Annotated in this window: 16 protein-coding genes; 8 read left to right on the forward strand and 8 right to left on the reverse strand. The window is 33.1% G+C overall.

What is annotated here, in order from left to right; genetic code table 11:
* Positions 1-31: 31 nt before the first annotated feature.
* Complete coding sequence (locus Q0829_RS12515) at positions 32-547, reverse strand: sigma-70 family RNA polymerase sigma factor (RefSeq protein ID WP_298543246.1); 516 nt, start codon at positions 545-547, stop codon at positions 32-34.
* A 94-nt stretch (positions 548-641) separates the two neighbouring features.
* On the opposite strand from Q0829_RS12515, the gene Q0829_RS12520 reads away from it, so the two are divergent.
* The 5 genes from Q0829_RS12520 to Q0829_RS12540 all read left to right on the forward strand — a co-directional run bounded on the left by Q0829_RS12520 (position 642) and on the right by Q0829_RS12540 (position 7,620).
* Complete coding sequence (locus tag Q0829_RS12520) at positions 642-1,322, forward strand: hypothetical protein (protein WP_298543249.1); 681 nt, start codon at positions 642-644, stop codon at positions 1,320-1,322.
* A gap of 130 nt (positions 1,323-1,452) precedes the next feature.
* Complete coding sequence (locus Q0829_RS12525) at positions 1,453-2,844, forward strand: fasciclin domain-containing protein (protein ID WP_298543251.1); 1,392 nt, start codon at positions 1,453-1,455, stop codon at positions 2,842-2,844.
* A gap of 117 nt (positions 2,845-2,961) precedes the next feature.
* Complete coding sequence (locus Q0829_RS12530) at positions 2,962-5,142, forward strand: fasciclin domain-containing protein (protein WP_298543254.1); 2,181 nt, start codon at positions 2,962-2,964, stop codon at positions 5,140-5,142.
* A 216-nt stretch (positions 5,143-5,358) separates the two neighbouring features.
* The gene (gene ffh / locus Q0829_RS12535; protein ID WP_298543259.1) at positions 5,359-6,687 is read left to right on the forward strand and encodes a signal recognition particle protein; all 1,329 of its coding nucleotides are present in this window, start codon (positions 5,359-5,361) and stop codon (positions 6,685-6,687) included.
* 48 nt (positions 6,688-6,735) lie between these two features.
* The gene (locus Q0829_RS12540) at positions 6,736-7,620 is read left to right on the forward strand and encodes a bifunctional 5,10-methylenetetrahydrofolate dehydrogenase/5,10-methenyltetrahydrofolate cyclohydrolase (RefSeq protein WP_118461141.1); all 885 of its coding nucleotides are present in this window, start codon (positions 6,736-6,738) and stop codon (positions 7,618-7,620) included.
* 324 nt (positions 7,621-7,944) lie between these two features.
* Here Q0829_RS12540 and Q0829_RS12545 read toward each other — a convergent pair whose 3' ends face one another.
* The 3 genes from Q0829_RS12545 to rho all read right to left on the reverse strand — a co-directional run bounded on the left by Q0829_RS12545 (position 7,945) and on the right by rho (position 12,545).
* A complete protein-coding gene (locus Q0829_RS12545; RefSeq protein ID WP_298543261.1) occupies positions 7,945-9,111 on the reverse strand; it encodes an SH3 domain-containing protein in 1,167 nt (388 codons plus the stop codon).
* 914 nt (positions 9,112-10,025) lie between these two features.
* Entirely contained in the window at positions 10,026-10,691 is a 666-nt protein-coding gene (msrA, locus tag Q0829_RS12550) for a peptide-methionine (S)-S-oxide reductase MsrA (protein WP_298543264.1), read from the reverse strand.
* 174 nt (positions 10,692-10,865) lie between these two features.
* A complete protein-coding gene (rho, locus tag Q0829_RS12555) occupies positions 10,866-12,545 on the reverse strand; it encodes a transcription termination factor Rho (RefSeq protein ID WP_298543266.1) in 1,680 nt (559 codons plus the stop codon).
* A 202-nt stretch (positions 12,546-12,747) separates the two neighbouring features.
* Between rho and Q0829_RS12560 the strand changes: the two genes are divergently transcribed.
* On the forward strand, positions 12,748-13,158 hold the full coding sequence (locus Q0829_RS12560) for a DUF4293 domain-containing protein (RefSeq protein ID WP_298543268.1): 411 nt from the start codon (positions 12,748-12,750) through the stop codon (positions 13,156-13,158).
* 57 nt (positions 13,159-13,215) lie between these two features.
* Here the strand turns inward: Q0829_RS12560 and Q0829_RS12565 are convergent, their stop codons facing one another.
* Positions 13,216-13,710 carry a metallophosphoesterase family protein gene (locus Q0829_RS12565; RefSeq protein ID WP_298543271.1) on the reverse strand — a complete coding sequence of 165 codons (495 nt, stop codon included), beginning with the start codon at positions 13,708-13,710 and terminating at the stop codon, positions 13,216-13,218.
* Between the two features lie 116 nt (positions 13,711-13,826).
* On the opposite strand from Q0829_RS12565, the gene truA reads away from it, so the two are divergent.
* On the forward strand, positions 13,827-14,573 hold the full coding sequence (gene truA / locus Q0829_RS12570) for a tRNA pseudouridine(38-40) synthase TruA (RefSeq protein WP_298543274.1): 747 nt from the start codon (positions 13,827-13,829) through the stop codon (positions 14,571-14,573).
* Between the two features lie 2 nt (positions 14,574-14,575).
* Positions 14,576-16,342 carry an ABC transporter ATP-binding protein gene (locus Q0829_RS12575; RefSeq protein WP_298543280.1) on the forward strand — a complete coding sequence of 589 codons (1,767 nt, stop codon included), beginning with the start codon at positions 14,576-14,578 and terminating at the stop codon, positions 16,340-16,342.
* Here the strand turns inward: Q0829_RS12575 and Q0829_RS12580 are convergent.
* The 3 genes from Q0829_RS12580 to Q0829_RS12590 form a co-directional block, all read right to left on the reverse strand.
* Positions 16,339-17,115, reverse strand: a complete 777-nt coding sequence (locus tag Q0829_RS12580; RefSeq protein WP_298543284.1) for a DUF3667 domain-containing protein — start codon at positions 17,113-17,115, stop codon at positions 16,339-16,341. The genes Q0829_RS12575 and Q0829_RS12580 overlap by 4 nt on opposite strands.
* A gap of 62 nt (positions 17,116-17,177) precedes the next feature.
* Positions 17,178-17,972 (reverse strand): DUF3667 domain-containing protein, encoded by a 795-nt coding sequence (locus Q0829_RS12585; RefSeq protein ID WP_298543287.1) that lies wholly within the window; start codon positions 17,970-17,972, stop codon positions 17,178-17,180.
* Positions 17,972-18,748 (reverse strand): diadenylate cyclase, encoded by a 777-nt coding sequence (locus tag Q0829_RS12590; RefSeq protein ID WP_298543289.1) that lies wholly within the window; start codon positions 18,746-18,748, stop codon positions 17,972-17,974. The genes Q0829_RS12585 and Q0829_RS12590 overlap by 1 nt, the downstream gene beginning before the upstream one ends.
* Between the last annotated feature and the right edge of the window lie 10 nt (positions 18,749-18,758).

Here is an 18,758-nt window from a genome sequence, read left to right on the forward strand (position 1 = left end):
GCTTTAATTCCTACCCTTTGCTTTATTTTTTTTAAATTCCTTCGATATCTTTTCTTAATTTTTCTAGTGCGCCATAAATTCTTTTTTCTACAGCTTTTCTTGAAATCCCTAATAATTCGGCAATTTCTTTATGCTTTTTTCCTTCAATTCTATTCATTAAGAAAGCTACTCGCTGTGCTTCTGTTAATTTTGTAAGTGCTGTTTGATATTTTAGGAGATATTCTTTTTCTTCTAATACAAAATGAGGGCTTTCGTTGGTTGTACCTTTTGTTTCTGTTTGCTGATATCTTAATTTTACCTTATCGTGTTTTATTTGATTTAGTGATAGATTATTAGCAACTGTGAACAAAAAACTTTTTACTTTTTCTAAAGAAACTTTATTACAATTATCCCAAAGTTTAATAAATGCTTCCTGAACCTGATCTTTTGGATTGATATGTTCTCCATATTTGTAATAGATAAAGTCATGAAGGTTTTTAGAATGTTTTACGAAAAGTTCTGAAAACAATCTTTCTTCACAAACATTTTCAAATAGATCTTTAGGCATTTTTAGTTTTCTTCAAAATTAAAAAAAAACTTAAGCTAGTGGGAATTTGAACACTTAAATTGTTATTATAGTAAATCGAATAAAGAATAGTGATATGGAAAAGTTAAGGTATTGTATTGTAGGTGTGTTGATTAGTTGTGCTTTTTTCATGAATTCTTGTCAAGAAGAAGAGCGAGAACTGATTGATTCGACACTGGATAATACAATCCCGAAAGATTCTCAACTGGCAAAATTAATGAGAAATATTGTTACACATGATGGATCATATGATGATTTAGTGGATGGAGGAAACTGTTACAGTATTAATTTACCGTATTCAATAATAAGAAATATAACAGAAGAAATTGTAATTGATCAAATAGAGGACTATAATCAATTAAGCCAATCGGATGATATTAAAATTCAATTTCCTATTATAATAACTAAAGATAATCATGAAGAAGAAATTATCGAAAATGATTTAGAATTGCAATCATTAGCCAATAGTTGCGAAGTGGATGATGATGATATTGAATGTGTAGATTTTGTATATCCTTTTCGATTTGCAACTTATAATTCCAATAGCAATAGAATTGGTACTATAGAGGTTTTGCATGATGCTCAAGTATTTGGATTTATGGAAAATCTTAATGAAAGCACCTTAGTGGCAATAAATTACCCTATTAGATTATTGCTTAGTAATGGAGAGCATTTAGATGCAACACATAATGATGAGCTACTATCTAGAATTCTTGCCTTCGAAACATCCTGCGAAGAAAATGATGGATTGAACTAATGTTTAGTTTTTTAACTAAAAGGTTAAACAAAAAGTTAAAAAAGTATTAAAATCAATTTTCAGGGTAGCACTTTTGTTTTATCAGTTGTTTCATCATCGAACAATTAATTATAAAATTAAAACCAATAACATGAAAAATTTCTTCAAAAAAGCTTTTTTAGCATTATGTATAATTTCAATCGCTTCGTGTAGTGATGATGATGATACTATATTTATTCCAGATTCTATGACTATAGCAGATTTCGTATCTGATAATGCAGATTATAGTTCGTTATTAGCTGCTTTACAGAGAACTGGTTTGGATGTAGCCTTAAATGGGAACGGTACTTTCACCGTGTTTGCACCTAATAATGCTGCATTTACTGAGTTCCTGGATGGGGCTTCGCTAGATGATGTTCCTGATGCAACCCTAGAACAAATTTTAAGAAATCACGTATTAGGTACAACTGAAACTGCAGCTGATTTAACAACAGGTTATGTGAAAAATATAGCTACTGAGACTAATTCTGGGGCAAATATTAGTATGTATATTAATACTACTAATGGTGTAGTTATTAATGGAGAGTCTACAGTTACTACACCGGATATAATGACGGACAATGGTGTGATACATGCTGTAGATAAAGTAATTCCATTACCGACAATGCTTACATTTGTAGGTTTAGATAGTAATTTTTCTACACTAGCAACGGTTGCTACAACAACAACTGGGTTTAATACAGATTTTGAAACTGTTTTAAGTGCAGAAGATAGTAATTTAACTTTATTAGCTCCAGATAATGATGCTTTTGCGGATTTGGGTGATATTTCAGGAGTTTCGGCTGCTGCTTTAGAACAGATATTATTAAACCATGTATTAGCAGGAACAAATGTTTCTACAGCGCTTACTACAACGTACTCTAATACATTAGCTACTTACGGAGATACTATGAATAACTTAAGTATTTACATTAATACGGATAGTGGTGTTTCATTCAATGGTATTTCTGATGTTAGTGAAGCGGATATCGTAGCATCTAATGGAGTAATTCATAAGGTAGATGCTGTTATTACACTTCCTACGGTTGTTACCTTTGCTACAGCAGATGCTAATTTTTCCACTTTGGTATCCGCATTAACGGATTTAACTCCTATGACTGATTTTGCTGCGATCTTATCAAGAACTGAAGGAGGTAATTTAGATCTTATAAATCCTGCATTTACCGTATTCGCACCTACAAATGCAGCATTTGATGCATTAACATCTATTCCTGACGAAAGTGGTTTAACGCCAATTTTACTTCACCATGTGATTGGAGCAGCTAATGTGCGTTCTGGTGATTTAAGTGATGGTTTAGTAACACCAGGTACTCTTGAAGGAGATGCGCTTACAGTTAGTATTCCTGGAACTAATGGAGCGATAGCTAATTTAACTGATGGAGCAGGAAATGATGATATTGAAATTGTTGCTGTTGATGTGCAGGCGAGTAATGGAGTTATTCACGTGATCAATAAAGTAATGGTTCCCAATCCATTGGACTAAATAAATTAATTTTCCCCCCGAAAGGGCATTTAGAAATTGAAACCCCCGATTTTTTCGAGACTAAATGCCCTTTTTTTCACACTCATTTTAAGTATTAACTAATTTAAATTAAAACCAATGAAAACGCTAATCCAAAGATTAACGGTACCATTCTTGTGCCTTTTTGTAACTTCCCTTTTGGTCTCTTGTCAGACGGATAATAACGAGCTAGACCCGTCAAACCCTGAACAGATCGAATTTGAGGAGTCAAAGATTATTAGCTTTGATGAAATCGAAGAAATGACCCAAAACATTATTGATGGAGAATTGGCCGAGCCAGAAAATGAAGAAGAAGCGTTTGTCGTTTCTAAAAGTACTAGATTTGATATTAGTAGAGAGAGACGAGTATATGATTTTTCAGCTACTATAAATAGTGGATCTGGAGCTGGAACAGACATCTCAGGAGAACTTAGATTGAATTTTACCTTGTACCATGCAAGCTTTACCATAGTTCGTGGAAATCTAGTGTTACCAGATGGAACTAAAGCTAGAACTAGAGGAGCTATTGTAAGTGATGGAATCGTATATTTAATAATTAACCCTCCAGGAAGAAGTCTTATTTTTGGGATTGGAAGAGTGGATGCAGAAGGTAATTTACAAGGAGGTTTTAGAATCTTTGGTAACGGTATAGGAAGAGGAGACTGGAATGCAGAATTAATAGGAACGATTTTTCCGGATAAGAGCATAGTAGATTTAATTGTTGAGGATGGTAGATTTACTTCTCTAGTAGGAGCTTTGCAAGCTACGGATTTAGTAGCGCCATTATCAGGAGAAGGCCCTTTTACAGTTTTTGCACCAACGGATGAAGCTTTTGCAGCCTTAGATGAAGTTCCAGAATTAGAGGTTTTAAGACAGGTCCTTTTATATCATGTAGCTAGTGGAAGATTCAATACTCCAGAGTTGTTAATGGATGAAATGATAACAACATTACAAGGCGAAGATATAAAGGTAAGTCTAAACGATAATAATGAGATTGTTATCAATGATACTGTAAAACTTCTTTCTGCTAATATTGGTGGATCTAATGGAGTAATCCAAATTATCGATGCTGTACTAATACCACCATCTTTTCAACCATTACCATCAATTGTAGAAATTGCAGTGGCAACACCAGAACTCTCTACCTTAGTGGGAGCTCTGCAAGCAGCGGAATTAGTAGATACTTTAAATGGAGAAGGACCGTTTACAGTTTTTGCACCAACTAATGATGCATTCGCTGCCTTAGATACGATTCCAGATGGAGATGCGTTAACAGAAGTGCTTTTATATCATGTGGCAGCCGGTAAATTTACAGCAGAAGATCTGCTTGCTGGTCAGACGGTTACTACAGTACAAGGAGAAGAGGTTACTATTGATATGATTGATGGAGAAGTCTTTTTAAATGGTTCGATCAAAGTGAGTATTGCAGATATTGAAGCTTCTAACGGTATTATACATGTAATAGATGGAGTACTGCTCCCTCCAGCGGATCTACAGTCAATTGTAGAGATTGCTGTTGCTACACCAGAACTTTCTACACTAGTAGGAGTGTTACAAGCAGCAGAATTAGTAGATACTTTAAATGGAGATGGACCTTTTACAGTATTTGCTCCTACTAACGATGCATTTAATGCATTAGATGCAGTTCCAGAAGGAGATGCATTAACAGAGGTGCTTCTATATCACGTTGCTGCTGGTAAGTTTACTGCGGAAGACCTACTTGCCGGTCAGACAGTTACTACTGTTCAAGGAGATGAGGTTACTATTGAAATGATTAATGGTGAAGTATTTTTGAATCGTAATATAAAGGTTAGTATTGCAGATATTGAGGCATCTAATGGTATTATACATGTAATTGAAGGAGTATTACTGCCACCAGCGGATCTACAGTCTATCGTAGAGATAGCAGTTGCTACACCACAACTCTCTACCTTAGTAGGAGCATTGCAGATAGCGGATTTAGTAGATACCCTAAATGGAGAAGGTCCTTTTACAGTATTTGCTCCTACTAATGATGCATTTAATGCACTAGATACTATCCCGCAAGGAGAAGCATTAACTGAAGTGCTTTTATATCATGTGGCGTCTGGTAAGCTTACTGCGGAAGACCTACTTGCCGGTCAGACGGTTACTACAGTGCAGGGTGATGAGGTTACTATCGAGATGATTAATGGTGAAGTATTTTTAAATGAAATCATCAGAGTTGATATCGCTAATATTGAAGCATCTAATGGTATCGTACATGTAATTAATGGTGTGTTAATTCCGCCTTCTTTATAACCAAAGGACATGATTTGAATTAGCCAAAATTATGATGTCCAAGAAGCTATTAGAAAGAGAATTCTTAATCTTTCTAATAGCTTTTTTATTTTAAGCTAATTTCTTCTCAGGATATTTCGAATTCTGTCTTAACCATTCTTTATTAATACACTTCAAATCATTAAATTTGCACCTGTCTGCTAAAAAAGTGGATTTAGAAAAACCTGAACAAAGCATATGTTTGATAATTTAAGTGATAAGTTAGATAAGGCGTTACATATTCTAAAAGGCCATGGTCAAATTACAGAAGTAAATGTTGCTGAGACACTTAAGGAAGTTCGTAGAGCATTAGTCGATGCGGATGTAAATTATAAAATTGCGAAAGATTTTACAGCTACTGTAAAGGAAAAAGCATTAGGTCAGAACGTACTGAAAAGCCTTAAGCCTGGACAATTAATGGTGAAACTTGTGAAAGATGAGTTAACCGAATTGATGGGTGGAGAAGTTGCAGGAGTTAATTTATCTGGAAACCCATCTGTAGTTTTAATGTCAGGATTACAAGGTTCTGGTAAGACCACATTTTCTGGAAAACTAGCTAACTTTCTGAAGAATAAGAAAACTAAAAAACCTCTTTTGGTTGCCTGTGATGTATACAGGCCCGCTGCAATAGATCAATTGCATGTAGTAGGAGAGCAAATAAATGTCGAAGTTTTTAGTGACAGAGGTAATAACGATCCAGTTGCAATAGCTAAAGCAGGTCTTGCTCATGCCAAAGCAAATGGCTTTAATGTAGTGATTATTGATACAGCAGGTCGTTTGGCTGTTGATGAAGTAATGATGACCGAGATTGCAAATATTCATAAAGCAGTTAACCCCGATGAAACATTATTTGTTGTGGATTCTATGACAGGTCAGGATGCGGTAAATACGGCTAAGGCATTTAATGATGTATTAAATTTTGATGGAGTAATACTTACCAAACTTGATGGTGATACCAGAGGTGGTGCAGCTATCTCAATTAAATCGGTTGTTAATAAGCCAATTAAATTTATTGGTACTGGAGAGAAGATGGAAGCTATTGATGTGTTCTATCCTTCTCGTATGGCTGATCGTATTTTGGGAATGGGGGATGTGGTTTCCCTTGTAGAAAGAGCTCAAGAACAATTTGATGAAGAAGAAGCTAGGAAATTACAGAAAAAGATTGCTAAAAATCAGTTCGGTTTTGATGACTTTTTGAAACAAATTCAGCAAGTTAAAAAAATGGGAAACATGAAAGATCTTGTTGGAATGATTCCTGGAGCTGGTAAGATGATGAAAAATGTGGATATAGATGATGATGCTTTTAAACATATAGAAGCAATTATTCATTCTATGACTCCAGATGAAAGGACAAAACCTCAAATTATAAACGCTAGCAGAAAAAAGCGTATAGGTAAAGGCTCAGGGACTTCTGTTCAGCAAGTCAATCAATTACTTAAGCAGTTTGATCAGATGAGTAAAATGATGAAGATGATGCAAGGCGGAGGAGGAAAACGCATGATGCAGATGATGGGTAAAATGAAATAACTTGTACACTAAACAATATATAATTTAAAAATAGAGTAGGGGCTTAATATGGAAGTTTTAGACGGAAAAAAAGTAAGTAATGATATAAAAAATGAAATCGCTGTCGAGGTTCAGAAAATGAAAGATCGAGGCGAAAAAGTTCCGCACCTTGCAGCTGTATTAGTAGGGAACGATGGAGCAAGTCTAACTTACGTTGGGAGTAAAGTAAAGGCATGTGAAAGGATAGGTTTTGAGTCTACTTTGGTTAAAATGCCTAGTACTACAAGCGAGATTGAACTGTTAGCTAAAATAAAAGAGCTGAATGAAAATTCGGATATTGATGGTTTTATTGTCCAGCTTCCTTTACCACCACAAATTGATACGCAAAAAGTATTACTAGCAGTAGACCCTGATAAGGATGTCGACGGATTCCATCCAATGAATTTTGGTAAAATGGCGCTGGATATGTCAACTTTTATACCTGCGACACCGTTTGGTATTTTAGAACTATTAGAACGTTATAATGTAGATACCAAAGGTAAACATACAGTGGTGATCGGAAGAAGTCATATTGTCGGTAGACCTATGAGTATACTAATGGGAAGAAAAGGGTGGCCAGGTAATTCTACAGTAACGTTAACCCATAGTCATACTAAAAATATAACTCAGATTATTTCTCAAGCTGATATCGTAATTTCCGCCTTGGGGGTTCCTAATTTTTTGAAAGCGGAAATGGTAAAAGATGATGCTGTTATTATTGATGTAGGTATAACAAGAGTTGCAGATGATACCAGAGAGAGAGGATACAGAATCGTAGGTGATGTTGATTATGAAAACGTGAGTAAAAAAGCTTCTTTTATTACACCCGTTCCAGGAGGAGTTGGTCCAATGACTATAGCAATGCTTCTTAAAAATACATTATTAGCTAGAGAGAGACACCGTAATAATGGATAGTAGTTTATTATTTGGGTCTAGTGTTACTCACTGTGTCCAATAGTAAATTTAAAATATAAATAGTATAAAGCCTTAGAAAGTTTAAGATAAACACTAAGGCTTTTTTGTTTGATTACGATTGAAATATAGAGCTGATGATCACTTTTGATGTGTAATTAGGATTTTTAAAAAATTGATTAGATTGTTTTTTATTGGTTTTTCTGGAACAGAATGAATTATAAAAAAGATACTTGGTAACAAAAAAAAGGCACCGTTCAACGGTGCCTTTTACTTTACATTTATTATTGGTGATAATAAAATATATATTGTATTTAGATTATTTTCTTAGAATGCATTAAACTTACTTGCATCAATATTATCTTGATCTTCTACATCATTGTTGTATAATGTTCCATTAGGCATAAGATCTAAAGATAAGCTATAAGATGGTACATTAATACCTTCCTCAGTTTTGATTGTGTTGTAGTCTAAGATATCCTGTCCTTTTTCATACAAAGGATTTTTTGTAAAAGTTCCTTGACGTTTTCCGTTCTTACTAGGAGATTCTTTCCACTCTTTTCCATAAGCAATTACACAGTAGTACTCACCTTGAGGAATATTTCTGATGAACTGAGTTGATCCACTATTAATGTATACAATTCTTACAGTTTCGTCATCTTTTTCAGTTTTACCCATTTTCACAAGTTTAACAACTACATCTGTATTGTTACCAACATCTACTTTAAGGTAGTTGTCTAGCTTGTATTCGAATTTACCTTTGAAATTGAATGATTTTGGAGTAGCACCAGATTTATATGTTTTTTTCTCCCAACTAGCGAACTTATTCTCTCTAGTAACTCTAGATGGAGCAGCGGTAGCTCTTGATGAACCAGCATTACTGCCATTCGAAGCTGTTTTTGATTCTATAGGATTGTAAGCTGTATCAGTGTTACCTAAAGTTCTTCTGTTAGCAGCTTCTAAAGCTTTTTGTGTTTCTGCAAGTTCTGCTAATCTTCTACGTTCTGCAGCACTTTTATTTTGATTTGCAGCAGCGGCAGCAGCGGCAGCGGCAGCGGCATCAGCTTCAGCTTGTCTTTGCAATCTTTCTGCTTCAGCGATAGCTCTTCTTGCAGCTTCTGCAGCAGCAATTTTTGCAGCTTCTGCTTTTCTTATCGCTTCTTCAGCGGCAAGTTTTGCAGCATTTTTTCTAGCTTCAGCAGCTTTTGCAGCTCTTTCTGCATCTGCAATACTACTATCTTCAGCTAGTAATTTTGTTTGCACAAAACCATTACCGTTTTTGTGCTGTACTGTACTCCAGTCTCCATATCCAGAACTAATAACATATACCTGAGTTCCTTGAGGAATCTCTGCAATAATGTCAAAGTTTGCACCTGGTCCAGTTCGTAATTCTAATTTGGATGTAGCCATTAAATAGCGATCCAGCGACTTTATCTGAGCAAAAGTCGAGGATGTCATCACCAATAGGAAAATAAATGTAAAAATTGATTTCATAATCTTTCTGTGTTTACATAATTAAAATTCAAAAAATAAAGCAGATTAGGGTTCTTATATAAAAGGTATTAATCTTTTTTGCTTTAATATCTTCTTTTTTTTATCAGTTTTATAAGTTTTAATTCAAATTATTGTTCAAAAATCTCATTCTCAAAAAATATGCCAAACATTTTTTTTGACATTTATAAATTATTAACAAATTTTGACATTGTGTTAAAATTTACAATCTTTTAAAGAACTTTTGTTAGTTTAATAGTTTGTTTTTCAGTTACTTATACATGTTTTTCTTTAGTATAAGTTTAAACTTGTTAATTAATTAACTGAGTTGAAAACTCTTAAACTATAAACAAAAGTAAGTTATTAATATGAAAAACACAACTTGTTTCCATTTTATTTGTATAAAAATCTACTTTTTTTTTCAACAATTTGTGTTTTTCAACGATTATTTTGTGTATTACGTCTGATTTATGCTGTATTTACAAGGGCTGAAGTCGGTTAAGGATAATTTACTTACAAACTGGATTTTTTCTTTTTTTTTGCGAGAAAATATTTTCAATAAAAACTGACTTTTTTTGCAATACTTTAACATTTATTGTTATGCTTGCATAGTATTTTGTTGGATTTTGTAATATGATACTTTTTGAAATAGAGGTGTATGATTTTGATATTAAGGAGCTTAGGGTATTGTGTGGTTTTGTTTTCTATACAGTAGAAAAGATTGTTTTAATGTTGAATATGCTATGAAATTTAACAAAATCAAATGCTTCTTTCGTCTTAAAAATACAAATTTCGGTCTGCTTTTTTTTGATAAATTATGGTGTCGTCAGAAATAGCTGACCTTTTTTATCTGTACGATTTTATTGAGAATACGATTCTTTTGATAAAGAATCTGTAAATGTGTAATGAGAAATCGATTAATGAATGTCTTTTATTAATTCGGGGAATTTTTTCTGAAAACGTTTCAGTCTAGGAATAGAAACATTCTGAATATATCCATTATATGGATTTCTTTTTTCGTAATCTTGATGATAGCCTTCTGCTATCCAAAATTTTTGAAAAGCAGTAACTTCTGCTGCAATCTTTCTATTGAGGGTCTTGCTTAGGAAGTCTTTCTTTTTTTGAATTATATTTTTCTGATCATCGTTTTGATAAAATATAATAGATCTGTATTGAGAACCTCTATCCGGTCCTTGTCCATTTATTTGAGTTGGGTTTTGTGATCCAAAATAAACATCTACTAAGGAAGAGAAGGATATGATTTTTGGATCATATAAAACCTCTACAGCTTCTGCATGACCTGTTCGTCCTGTATTGCTGGATTCATATGTAGGGTTTTTAGTATGTCCTCCAGAGTATCCTGATACAACTTCTTTTACTCCTTTTACACTTTCGTAGATTGCTTCTACACACCAAAAGCATCCACTTGCAAAATATGCTCGCTCCAGTCCGTCAATTGGTTTGGTTTGAACAGGGGTTATATTCTGATTTTGTAATGTATTGTCTTTTTTAGCTTGAGTTTGACTGTTGCCTTGACAGCTAATTAGCAAAATAATAAATGCACTATATAATAAGGTCTTCATAATATATGTCTTTTTAGGAACCTTTAGTCTTGTTTTGTGTTTAAACCTTTCGGTTAATAGTTTTAAAATGTAAAATTAACTAGATAAAAGGGAGTTGAGTCTTAAAGAAATTTTAAATAAAAACGGCTATCAAATTTTTGATAGCCGTTACCTATATATTATATGGTTTATAATTTATCCATTCATGGAAATCAGGAATTCGTCATTATTACGAGTTTGCTTAAAGCGATCGTTTATAAATTCCATTGCTTCTACAGGATTCATGTCTGCAAGATATTTACGCATTACCCACATTCTTTGAATAGTGTTTTCATCGAGTAAAATATCATCACGACGTGTGCTGGAAGATGTAAGGTCAATAGCAGGGAAAATTCTACGATTAGATATTTTACGATCTAACTGTAATTCCATGTTGCCGGTTCCTTTAAATTCTTCGAAAATAACCTCGTCCATTTTAGAACCGGTTTCTGTTAAAGCAGTTGCTATAATAGTAAGTGATCCTCCATTTTCTATATTACGAGCTGCTCCAAAGAAACGTTTTGGTTTGTGTAATGCATTGGCGTCTACACCACCACTAAGGATTTTACCTGAAGCAGGTTGCACTGTGTTATATGCTCTTGCTAAACGTGTTATAGAATCTAGAAGTATTACGACATCATGACCACATTCTACTAATCGTTTCGCTTTCTCTAGTACAATGTTTGCGATTTTAACATGTTCATGAGCTTCTTTGTCAAATGTAGAAGCGATAACTTCTCCACGTACATTACGTTGCATATCTGTTACTTCTTCAGGACGTTCATCGATTAGTAGTATCATTTGGTATACTTCTGGATGATTTGCAGCAATTGCATTTGCTACATCCTTTAATAACATTGTTTTACCTGTTTTTGGTTGAGAGACAATCATTCCACGTTGTCCTTTACCGATAGGAGAAAACAGATCCATTATCCTTGTGGAAATAGTGCTTTGTCTTTCTGCTAATTTGAATTTTTCCTGTGGAAAAAGCGGTGTTAGATGTTCAAAAGATACTCTGTCTCTTACTACTTGTGGGTCCAGGCCATTAATCTTATTTACCTTAATTAATGGAAAATATTTTTCACCTTCTTTAGGAGGTCTTACTTGTCCAAGAACGGTATCACCAGTCTTAAGTCCAAAAAGTCTAATTTGTGATTGAGATACATATATATCATCTGGAGAGGAGAGATAGTTGTAATCACTAGATCTTAAAAAACCATATCCATCCTGCATAATGTCCAATACTCCTTCACTTTGGATGATTGCATCAAATTCATAATCAGGTTCCTTGTAGCGATTTCGGTTATCTCTATTTCCGCTATCCCTATTTCCGTTATTTTCCTTTTTATTGGTGTTTCGGTTTTTGTTTTGGGACTTATCGTTATTTCTATTGCGATTATCTTTTCTATCGTCCTTTCTGTCGTCCTTTTTGTCTTCCCTTTTTTGTTGAGGTTTTTTATTTTCTGGAGCTTCTGTAGATTTAGGTGTGTTAGTTTCTTTATGCTCCGTTTTTGGAGTTGAACTTTTTTCTACAGCAGTATTAGTTTCCTTTTTGTTAGGAGGATTCTGGTTTTTACTAGAAGGATTCTGAGTGTTCGGGGCCTTACGAGGTCTTCTCTGACGAGGAGTTTGTTTTGGCTTTTCGTTTTCAGTCTTACCAGAAGATTCTTCAGTAATAACTTCTTTTACTTTGCTGGGGTTAGCAGCTTGATAGTCCAAGATTTGGTATACCAAATCTAATTTTTTCATGGTGCGAAATTTAGGTACTTTTAAATTTTTCGCAATTTCCTGTAGCTCAGGAAGCTTTTTCGCTTTTAATTCAGAAATCTCTAACATTTAAATTTGTTATATAATTTAAGGTTCTGGTATTAAATTTTCTAAAGAAGAATTCTAGGAAAATTTTATTTTGAAGGTAAGTAACCTAAATAGAATGGGTTACACAATTTGTGTTGCAAGTATACGACTTTATTTTTGATTTTTTACACATATTTATAAAAAGAAACTCTTATTTTTGCATTTCCAAAAGAAGTAAGGGGCAATGATACAAAGAATCCAATCTATTTATTTGTTTTTAGTAGTGGTGTTATCTGGAGGGATATCAGCAATACTGCCATATGGATTAGATCAAAATGGAGAAGATTTATTGTCTCAGGATAATTTTTTGGTTTTAGGAATGTTTACTGGATCAGCTTTATTAGCTTTGGTAAGTATTTTTTTATTTAAAAATAGACAGCTTCAATTTGTATTGGGGCGTATCAATATCTTATTAAACTTTATTTTACTAGGAGTATTTGTTTATTGGTCACTAACTTTATCTGGAGAAACAATGGTTTCGGAGAAAGGTATTGGGATGTTGATTCCTATTATTTCTATCGTTTTATTAGTAGTAGCCAACAAGGCTATCAGAAAGGATGAGAATCTCGTAAAATCTGTTGATCGATTACGATAAACCTAAAATCTTAGTAGTATTAGTGCGTTAAGACCCGGAGTATGCCAACTTCGGGTCTTATTTTTTACCTAATTCTATAACTTCCAGGTTCTCGATTTTACCGCGATCTAATATGAATCTTAACATGGTTCTTACTTTATGAAATCCATGTTTCCCTGCGGCTCCCGGATTCATATGTAGTACATCGTTAATTTTATCAGGAATTACTTTAAGAATGTGAGAATGACCGCAGATAAATAATTTAGGAGGATTGGTTTTGATTTCTTCTCTAGTATTTGCATTGTATTTTGGGGGGTATCCTCCGATATGAGTTATCCAAACAGAAACACCTTCACAAGAGAATCGCTGGTTTAGGGGGAAAGTAGCTCTTGCTTTATCGTTGTCAATATTTCCATAAACAGCACGAAGCGGTTTAAGAGCTTCTATAGCATCAGTAACTTTTAGATCTCCAATATCTCCTGCGTGCCATACTTCATCTGCTTCTTTTACATAATGTAATATACGTTCATCAATATAACTATGTGTGTCGCTAAGTAAGAGTATTTTTTTCAAATTGCTAATAAAAATGATTTATGATGTTATAAATAAACTGAACGATCGTATACAATTCATCTCTATAATATGAAGTATATTTGCCATCAGATTTTGGACAAAAATAGCATAATGCTTTGAGATATTTTTTAGAACTTTCATATAATGGTACACCTTATCATGGATGGCAACGCCAGCCTAATGCAATTTCTGTTCAAGAGGTTTTAGAAGATTCTCTATCATTATTATTGAGAAGAAAAATTGAAGTGATGGGTGCAGGTAGAACAGATACAGGAGTTCATGCACGACAAATAATGGTACATTTTGATAGTGAAGTAGTATTGGATACGGTTCATTTCAAATACAAGCTTAATTCACTTCTTCCGAAGGAAATTGCCGTGCAGATGGTGAGTTTGGTAAAAGAGGATGCGCACGCTAGATTTGATGCTGTAAGTAGGTCGTATGAGTATATTATAGCGCTATCTAAAGATCCTTTTAGAATAAATAGTGCGTATTATCTAAAGAAAGAATTAGATATAGATTTGATGAATGAAGCTGCTAAATTACTGTTAAACTATACTAATTTTAAATGTTTTAGTAAGTCTAAAACCGATGTAAAAACGTATAATTGTAACATAACCGATGCTGTCTGGGAGAAGACCGGTGATGTATTGGTTTTTAAGATTTCGGCAAATCGCTTTCTTAGAAATATGGTTAGAGCTATCGTTGGCACCTTAATTGAAATAGGAGAACATAAACTCGATCTTAATGATTTAAAGCGTATTATTAAAAGCGAAAACCGAAGTGAAGCAGGTTATTCAGTACCGGCACACGGTTTATATTTAACCGAAGTACAATACCCAAAAACTATATACCTTATATAATAATGGCTGAAAAGAACGGTAAAGCATTTGACTTTAAATTGTTTCGAAGATTGATTGGTTTTACTAATCCATATCGAATTACCTTTTATTTCGTAGCCTTATCTGCTATATTGTTGGCTTTTTTGTCAATAGCTGGCCCTTATTTTTTAAGACAGATAATTGATAAAACTATTATTCCTTGTAATAGTGAGTTACTAGTTTATTTTATTAGCCTGATGATCGGAGCGTTGCTAATCGATGTTATTTTCCAATTCCTGTTCATCTATTTTGCGAATTGGTTAGGACAAGAAGTAATTAGAGATTTAAGGGTAAAACTTTTTGATCATATGTTAGGTTTTAAGAAACAATACTATGATCAGTCAGCTGTTGGAAGGTTGGTGACTAGAGCGGTAAGTGATATCGAAACGATTGCTAGTATTTTTAGTCAGGGACTATTTATGATCATTAGTGATCTGCTAAAAATGGTAGCAATTATTTGTTATATGCTGTATCAAAGTTGGCAACTTACCTTGTTAGTTTTTGTTGTTTTACCTTTTATTGTATATGCTACCAGAGTTTTTCAAAGAAAAATGAAAACTGCTTTTGAAGAAGTAAGAACTCAGGTTTCGAATTTGAATTCTTTTGTTCAAGAACGAATTACAGGAATGAAAATCGTTCAGCTATTTACCAGAGAAGAAATAGAATATGCTAATTTTAAAGAAATTAACGATAAACATAAAAAGGGGTGGATAAAAACAGTCTGGTATAACTCTATATTTTTCCCTATTGCAGAAATGTCTAGCTCTATAACTATTGGATTGATTGTTTGGTATGGAGGATTAGAAGCGGCTCTAGGATCGGAAATAACATTAGGAAATGTGGTAGAATTTATTCAGTTATCTCAAATTTTGTTTAGACCTTTACGTCAGATTGCAGATAAATTTAATACACTGCAAATGGGGATGGTGGCAGCTAATAGAGTATTTGCGATTCTGGATACTGAATCAAAAATTAATGACTTTGGCCAATTAGAATTGCCATCGATTAACGGGGATATCGATTTTGATAACGTAAGATTCAGTTATTTAGAAGGAGAAGAAGTGTTGAAAGGAATAACCCTATCTGTAAAATCTGGAGAGACCGTTGCTATAGTTGGAGCTACTGGAGCTGGTAAGTCTACTATTATTAATTTGTTAAGTAGATTTTATGAAATAGATAGTGGAACAATCTCAATTGACAAAAAGCCAATTAATACTATTGATCTAAAATCTTTGAGAAGTCATATCGCCGTAGTATTGCAAGATGTATTTCTCTTTGCTGATACGATCCTGAACAATATAACGCTTAATAATCTTGATATTACAGAAGAACAAGTTAAGAAAGCGGCTAAGGAAATTGGAATTCATGATTTTATAACGAGTCTTCCTAATGGGTATCATTATAATGTAAAAGAAAGAGGAATAATGCTTTCTTCTGGTCAGAGGCAATTGATTTCCTTTCTTAGAGCGTATGTTACGAATCCTGAGATTTTAGTTTTGGATGAAGCAACATCTTCTATTGATTCACATAGTGAACAACTTATTCAGGATGCTACCGATAAAATAACCGAAGGCAGAACTTCTATAGTAATTGCCCATAGATTGGCTACTATTAAAAATGCGGATAAGATTATCGTTATGGATAATGGTAAGATAGTAGAAGAGGGTAATCATAATGAACTGCTAGAAGTAGAAAATGGATATTATAAGAATCTTTATGATGTTCAGTTTGCAGAAGTAAGAGAGGTTTAGTTTATCAATCCATATTCTTTTAGGAATTTGGTAGCAAGCGCCATAATTACTCCTATACCTATTGAGATTAGTATGACTAAGAACCACCCAATAAAGCCTTTAATTATTACCTTTTTGTAACTGATCAAGTATAGGTTTTTGAATAAAAAAGTAGCATATATTAACTGAATCAATAAGAAGATAAAACTACTTTCTTCTATATAATCTCCGAAAATAAAAGCTATGATATAAGGAATGAAAGTTAATATGGTAAGGTGAGAGGTGAGATAGGAGTTAATAACAACATGTTCTGTGAAATTATATTTTTTATACTTTCTAAATATAAATCTTGATATAATAGCGTAGAAAGGAATTAAAACAAAAAATCCTAACGTTGGAAATTTCTCAGTTACTTCAGTAAAAATCTGAATTATTTTGGGAGACTCCTCAAATTTTTCTAAATCTGAAGGTATATCAAATACTCTTTCTTTTATGAATGTAAGTATGGCTGCCAGTGTAACAGATAGCAAGAAATATGACGCAACATTTAGATGTTTTTTTCTTACTCCCTTAATATAGCCATCAATTACGATATGGGGTTTTGTGGTTAAGTCTTTTATTGTATTAATAAATGTATTGTCAACATTAAGATATACTTCACTAATTTCTGTGATTAGGTTTTTAAAAGTAATCCGTTTTGTGATTTTTTTGGCTCCACAATTGGAGCAAAAATTAACATCTTCTATATTGTTTCCACAATTTTTACAATTGTTAATCGTAATAGTCTTAGCCATTATATTTCGGTATTGATCTCCTTTTTTTGATCTTAAACAATGTTTTTCTAACAATTTAGAATCTACATGGTAGAAGGTTCTCCATTAGGTATTAAACCCATTTTGATCATAATAATACCAGAAATTATTGAAAAAATTATAAATAAGACGGACATAATTAGTGAAAATAATAAGGTTTTTATTACTATTTTTTTAAAATTAAGATTATAAAGGCTTTTAAGAACATATGCAATATAAATTATGGAGACAGGAAATTGAATCCAGAGAATCAAGAATATATTTTTTAAGGTAAGAAGCAATGGTAAAGTAATAAAACTTATGACCATAGTAATATGCGAATACGCATATAAATGGATGACAAAATGTTCCGTTAAATTATATTTTTTATAATTTAAGAATACTAGTCTTGATATGAAGGCTAAAAATGGAATTGTTAAAAATGAGATCATAGATTGATACTCAAAAGATAAGTCTGAAGCTACTTTTGAGACTTTAACCTGATTAACATCAGTAAAAACATTTGAGAAAATTGTGTCTTTATATTTTCCTAAGACGAAAGTATACAAACTAGCAATCGTTAGAGAAATGGCGAAGTAGCTAAAAACGTTTACATATCTTTTTCTAACGCCATGAATATAGCCATCAATCACGTCTTTGGGTTTAATAAATAGATGAATAAACGTTCGTACAAATGAATTATCAAGATTTAAAAAACGATCACTAAATTCTTGAGTCAAATTTTTAAAAGTAATTCGTTTCGTAATCTTTTTAGCCCCACAATCCGGACAAAAAGAATAATTATCAATTTGGAAACCACAATTTTTACAATGATTTATATTGGTAAGATTAGTGCTCATTATTGAAGATCTCTCTTTATTTTTTCTATTAACTCTTCAGGCGTTTTAAAAATTACAAACTCACCATTTTTGATATATGACATTTGACCGGTTTCTTCACTGACAATAAGAGCTAGTGCATCAGTTTTTTCTGTAATACCTATGGCGGCACGGTGTCTTAATCCAAAACGCAAAGGGATATCTCTATCATTAGTTACAGGTAGAATGACTCGAGTAGCAACAATTCTATTATCTTCTACTATCATAGCACCATCGTGTAATGGACTATTTTTATAAAAAATACTTTCTATAATTGGAGTTTTTACCAAAATATCCAATTCATCACCAGAGGTTTTTACAAAATCCAGAGAAGTATTTCTTTTAATTACAATTAGTGCTCCTGTAAAAGTGGTTCCCATTTTTTGACAGGCCTTCACAATTGCGGTTACATCAGTAAGGCTATCTTCTGGAGTATCTCTTATAAATTTTAGTTGACGTAGAAATTTGCGCCTTCTTCCAAAATTCGTGGAGCCAATCATTAATAAGAATTTTCGGATTTCCTGTTGGAAAACGACAATTAATGCAAACATTCCAACACCAATAAATTCTCCAAGTACACTACTAAGCATCTCCATAGCTAGAAACTGCGTAAGTTTCCAAACCAGGTAGATCATCACGATACCGATAAAAATATTGATAGCTGCAGTTCCTTTAACCAACTTGTAGATATAGTACAGTAGGAGTGCTACGAGCACGATATCTAGGATATCTAATATTCTAAGGTTGATTAAATCCAAATACTGGGAG

The sequence above is a fragment of the uncultured Aquimarina sp. genome, assembly GCF_947492405.1.
GTDB lineage: Bacteria > Bacteroidota > Bacteroidia > Flavobacteriales > Flavobacteriaceae > Aquimarina.

Bases quoted from the DNA above. Each gene is read 5' to 3' on its own strand.
- Q0829_RS12515 (WP_298543246.1), bottom strand. From the start codon at position 547: ATGCCTAAAGATCTATTTGAAAATGTTTGTGAAGAAAGATTGTTTTCA.
- Q0829_RS12520 (WP_298543249.1), top strand. From the start codon at position 642: ATGGAAAAGTTAAGGTATTGTATTGTAGGTGTGTTGATTAGTTGTGCT.
- Q0829_RS12525 (WP_298543251.1), top strand. From the start codon at position 1,453: ATGAAAAATTTCTTCAAAAAAGCTTTTTTAGCATTATGTATAATTTCA.
- Q0829_RS12530 (WP_298543254.1), top strand. From the start codon at position 2,962: ATGAAAACGCTAATCCAAAGATTAACGGTACCATTCTTGTGCCTTTTT.
- ffh (WP_298543259.1), top strand. From the start codon at position 5,359: ATGTTTGATAATTTAAGTGATAAGTTAGATAAGGCGTTACATATTCTA.
- Q0829_RS12540 (WP_118461141.1), top strand. From the start codon at position 6,736: ATGGAAGTTTTAGACGGAAAAAAAGTAAGTAATGATATAAAAAATGAA.
- Q0829_RS12545 (WP_298543261.1), bottom strand. From the start codon at position 9,111: ATGAAATCAATTTTTACATTTATTTTCCTATTGGTGATGACATCCTCG.
- msrA (WP_298543264.1), bottom strand. From the start codon at position 10,691: ATGAAGACCTTATTATATAGTGCATTTATTATTTTGCTAATTAGCTGT.
- rho (WP_298543266.1), bottom strand. From the start codon at position 12,545: ATGTTAGAGATTTCTGAATTAAAAGCGAAAAAGCTTCCTGAGCTACAG.
- Q0829_RS12560 (WP_298543268.1), top strand. From the start codon at position 12,748: ATGATACAAAGAATCCAATCTATTTATTTGTTTTTAGTAGTGGTGTTA.
- Q0829_RS12575 (WP_298543280.1), top strand. From the start codon at position 14,576: ATGGCTGAAAAGAACGGTAAAGCATTTGACTTTAAATTGTTTCGAAGA.
- Q0829_RS12580 (WP_298543284.1), bottom strand. From the start codon at position 17,115: ATGGCTAAGACTATTACGATTAACAATTGTAAAAATTGTGGAAACAAT.
- Q0829_RS12585 (WP_298543287.1), bottom strand. From the start codon at position 17,972: ATGAGCACTAATCTTACCAATATAAATCATTGTAAAAATTGTGGTTTC.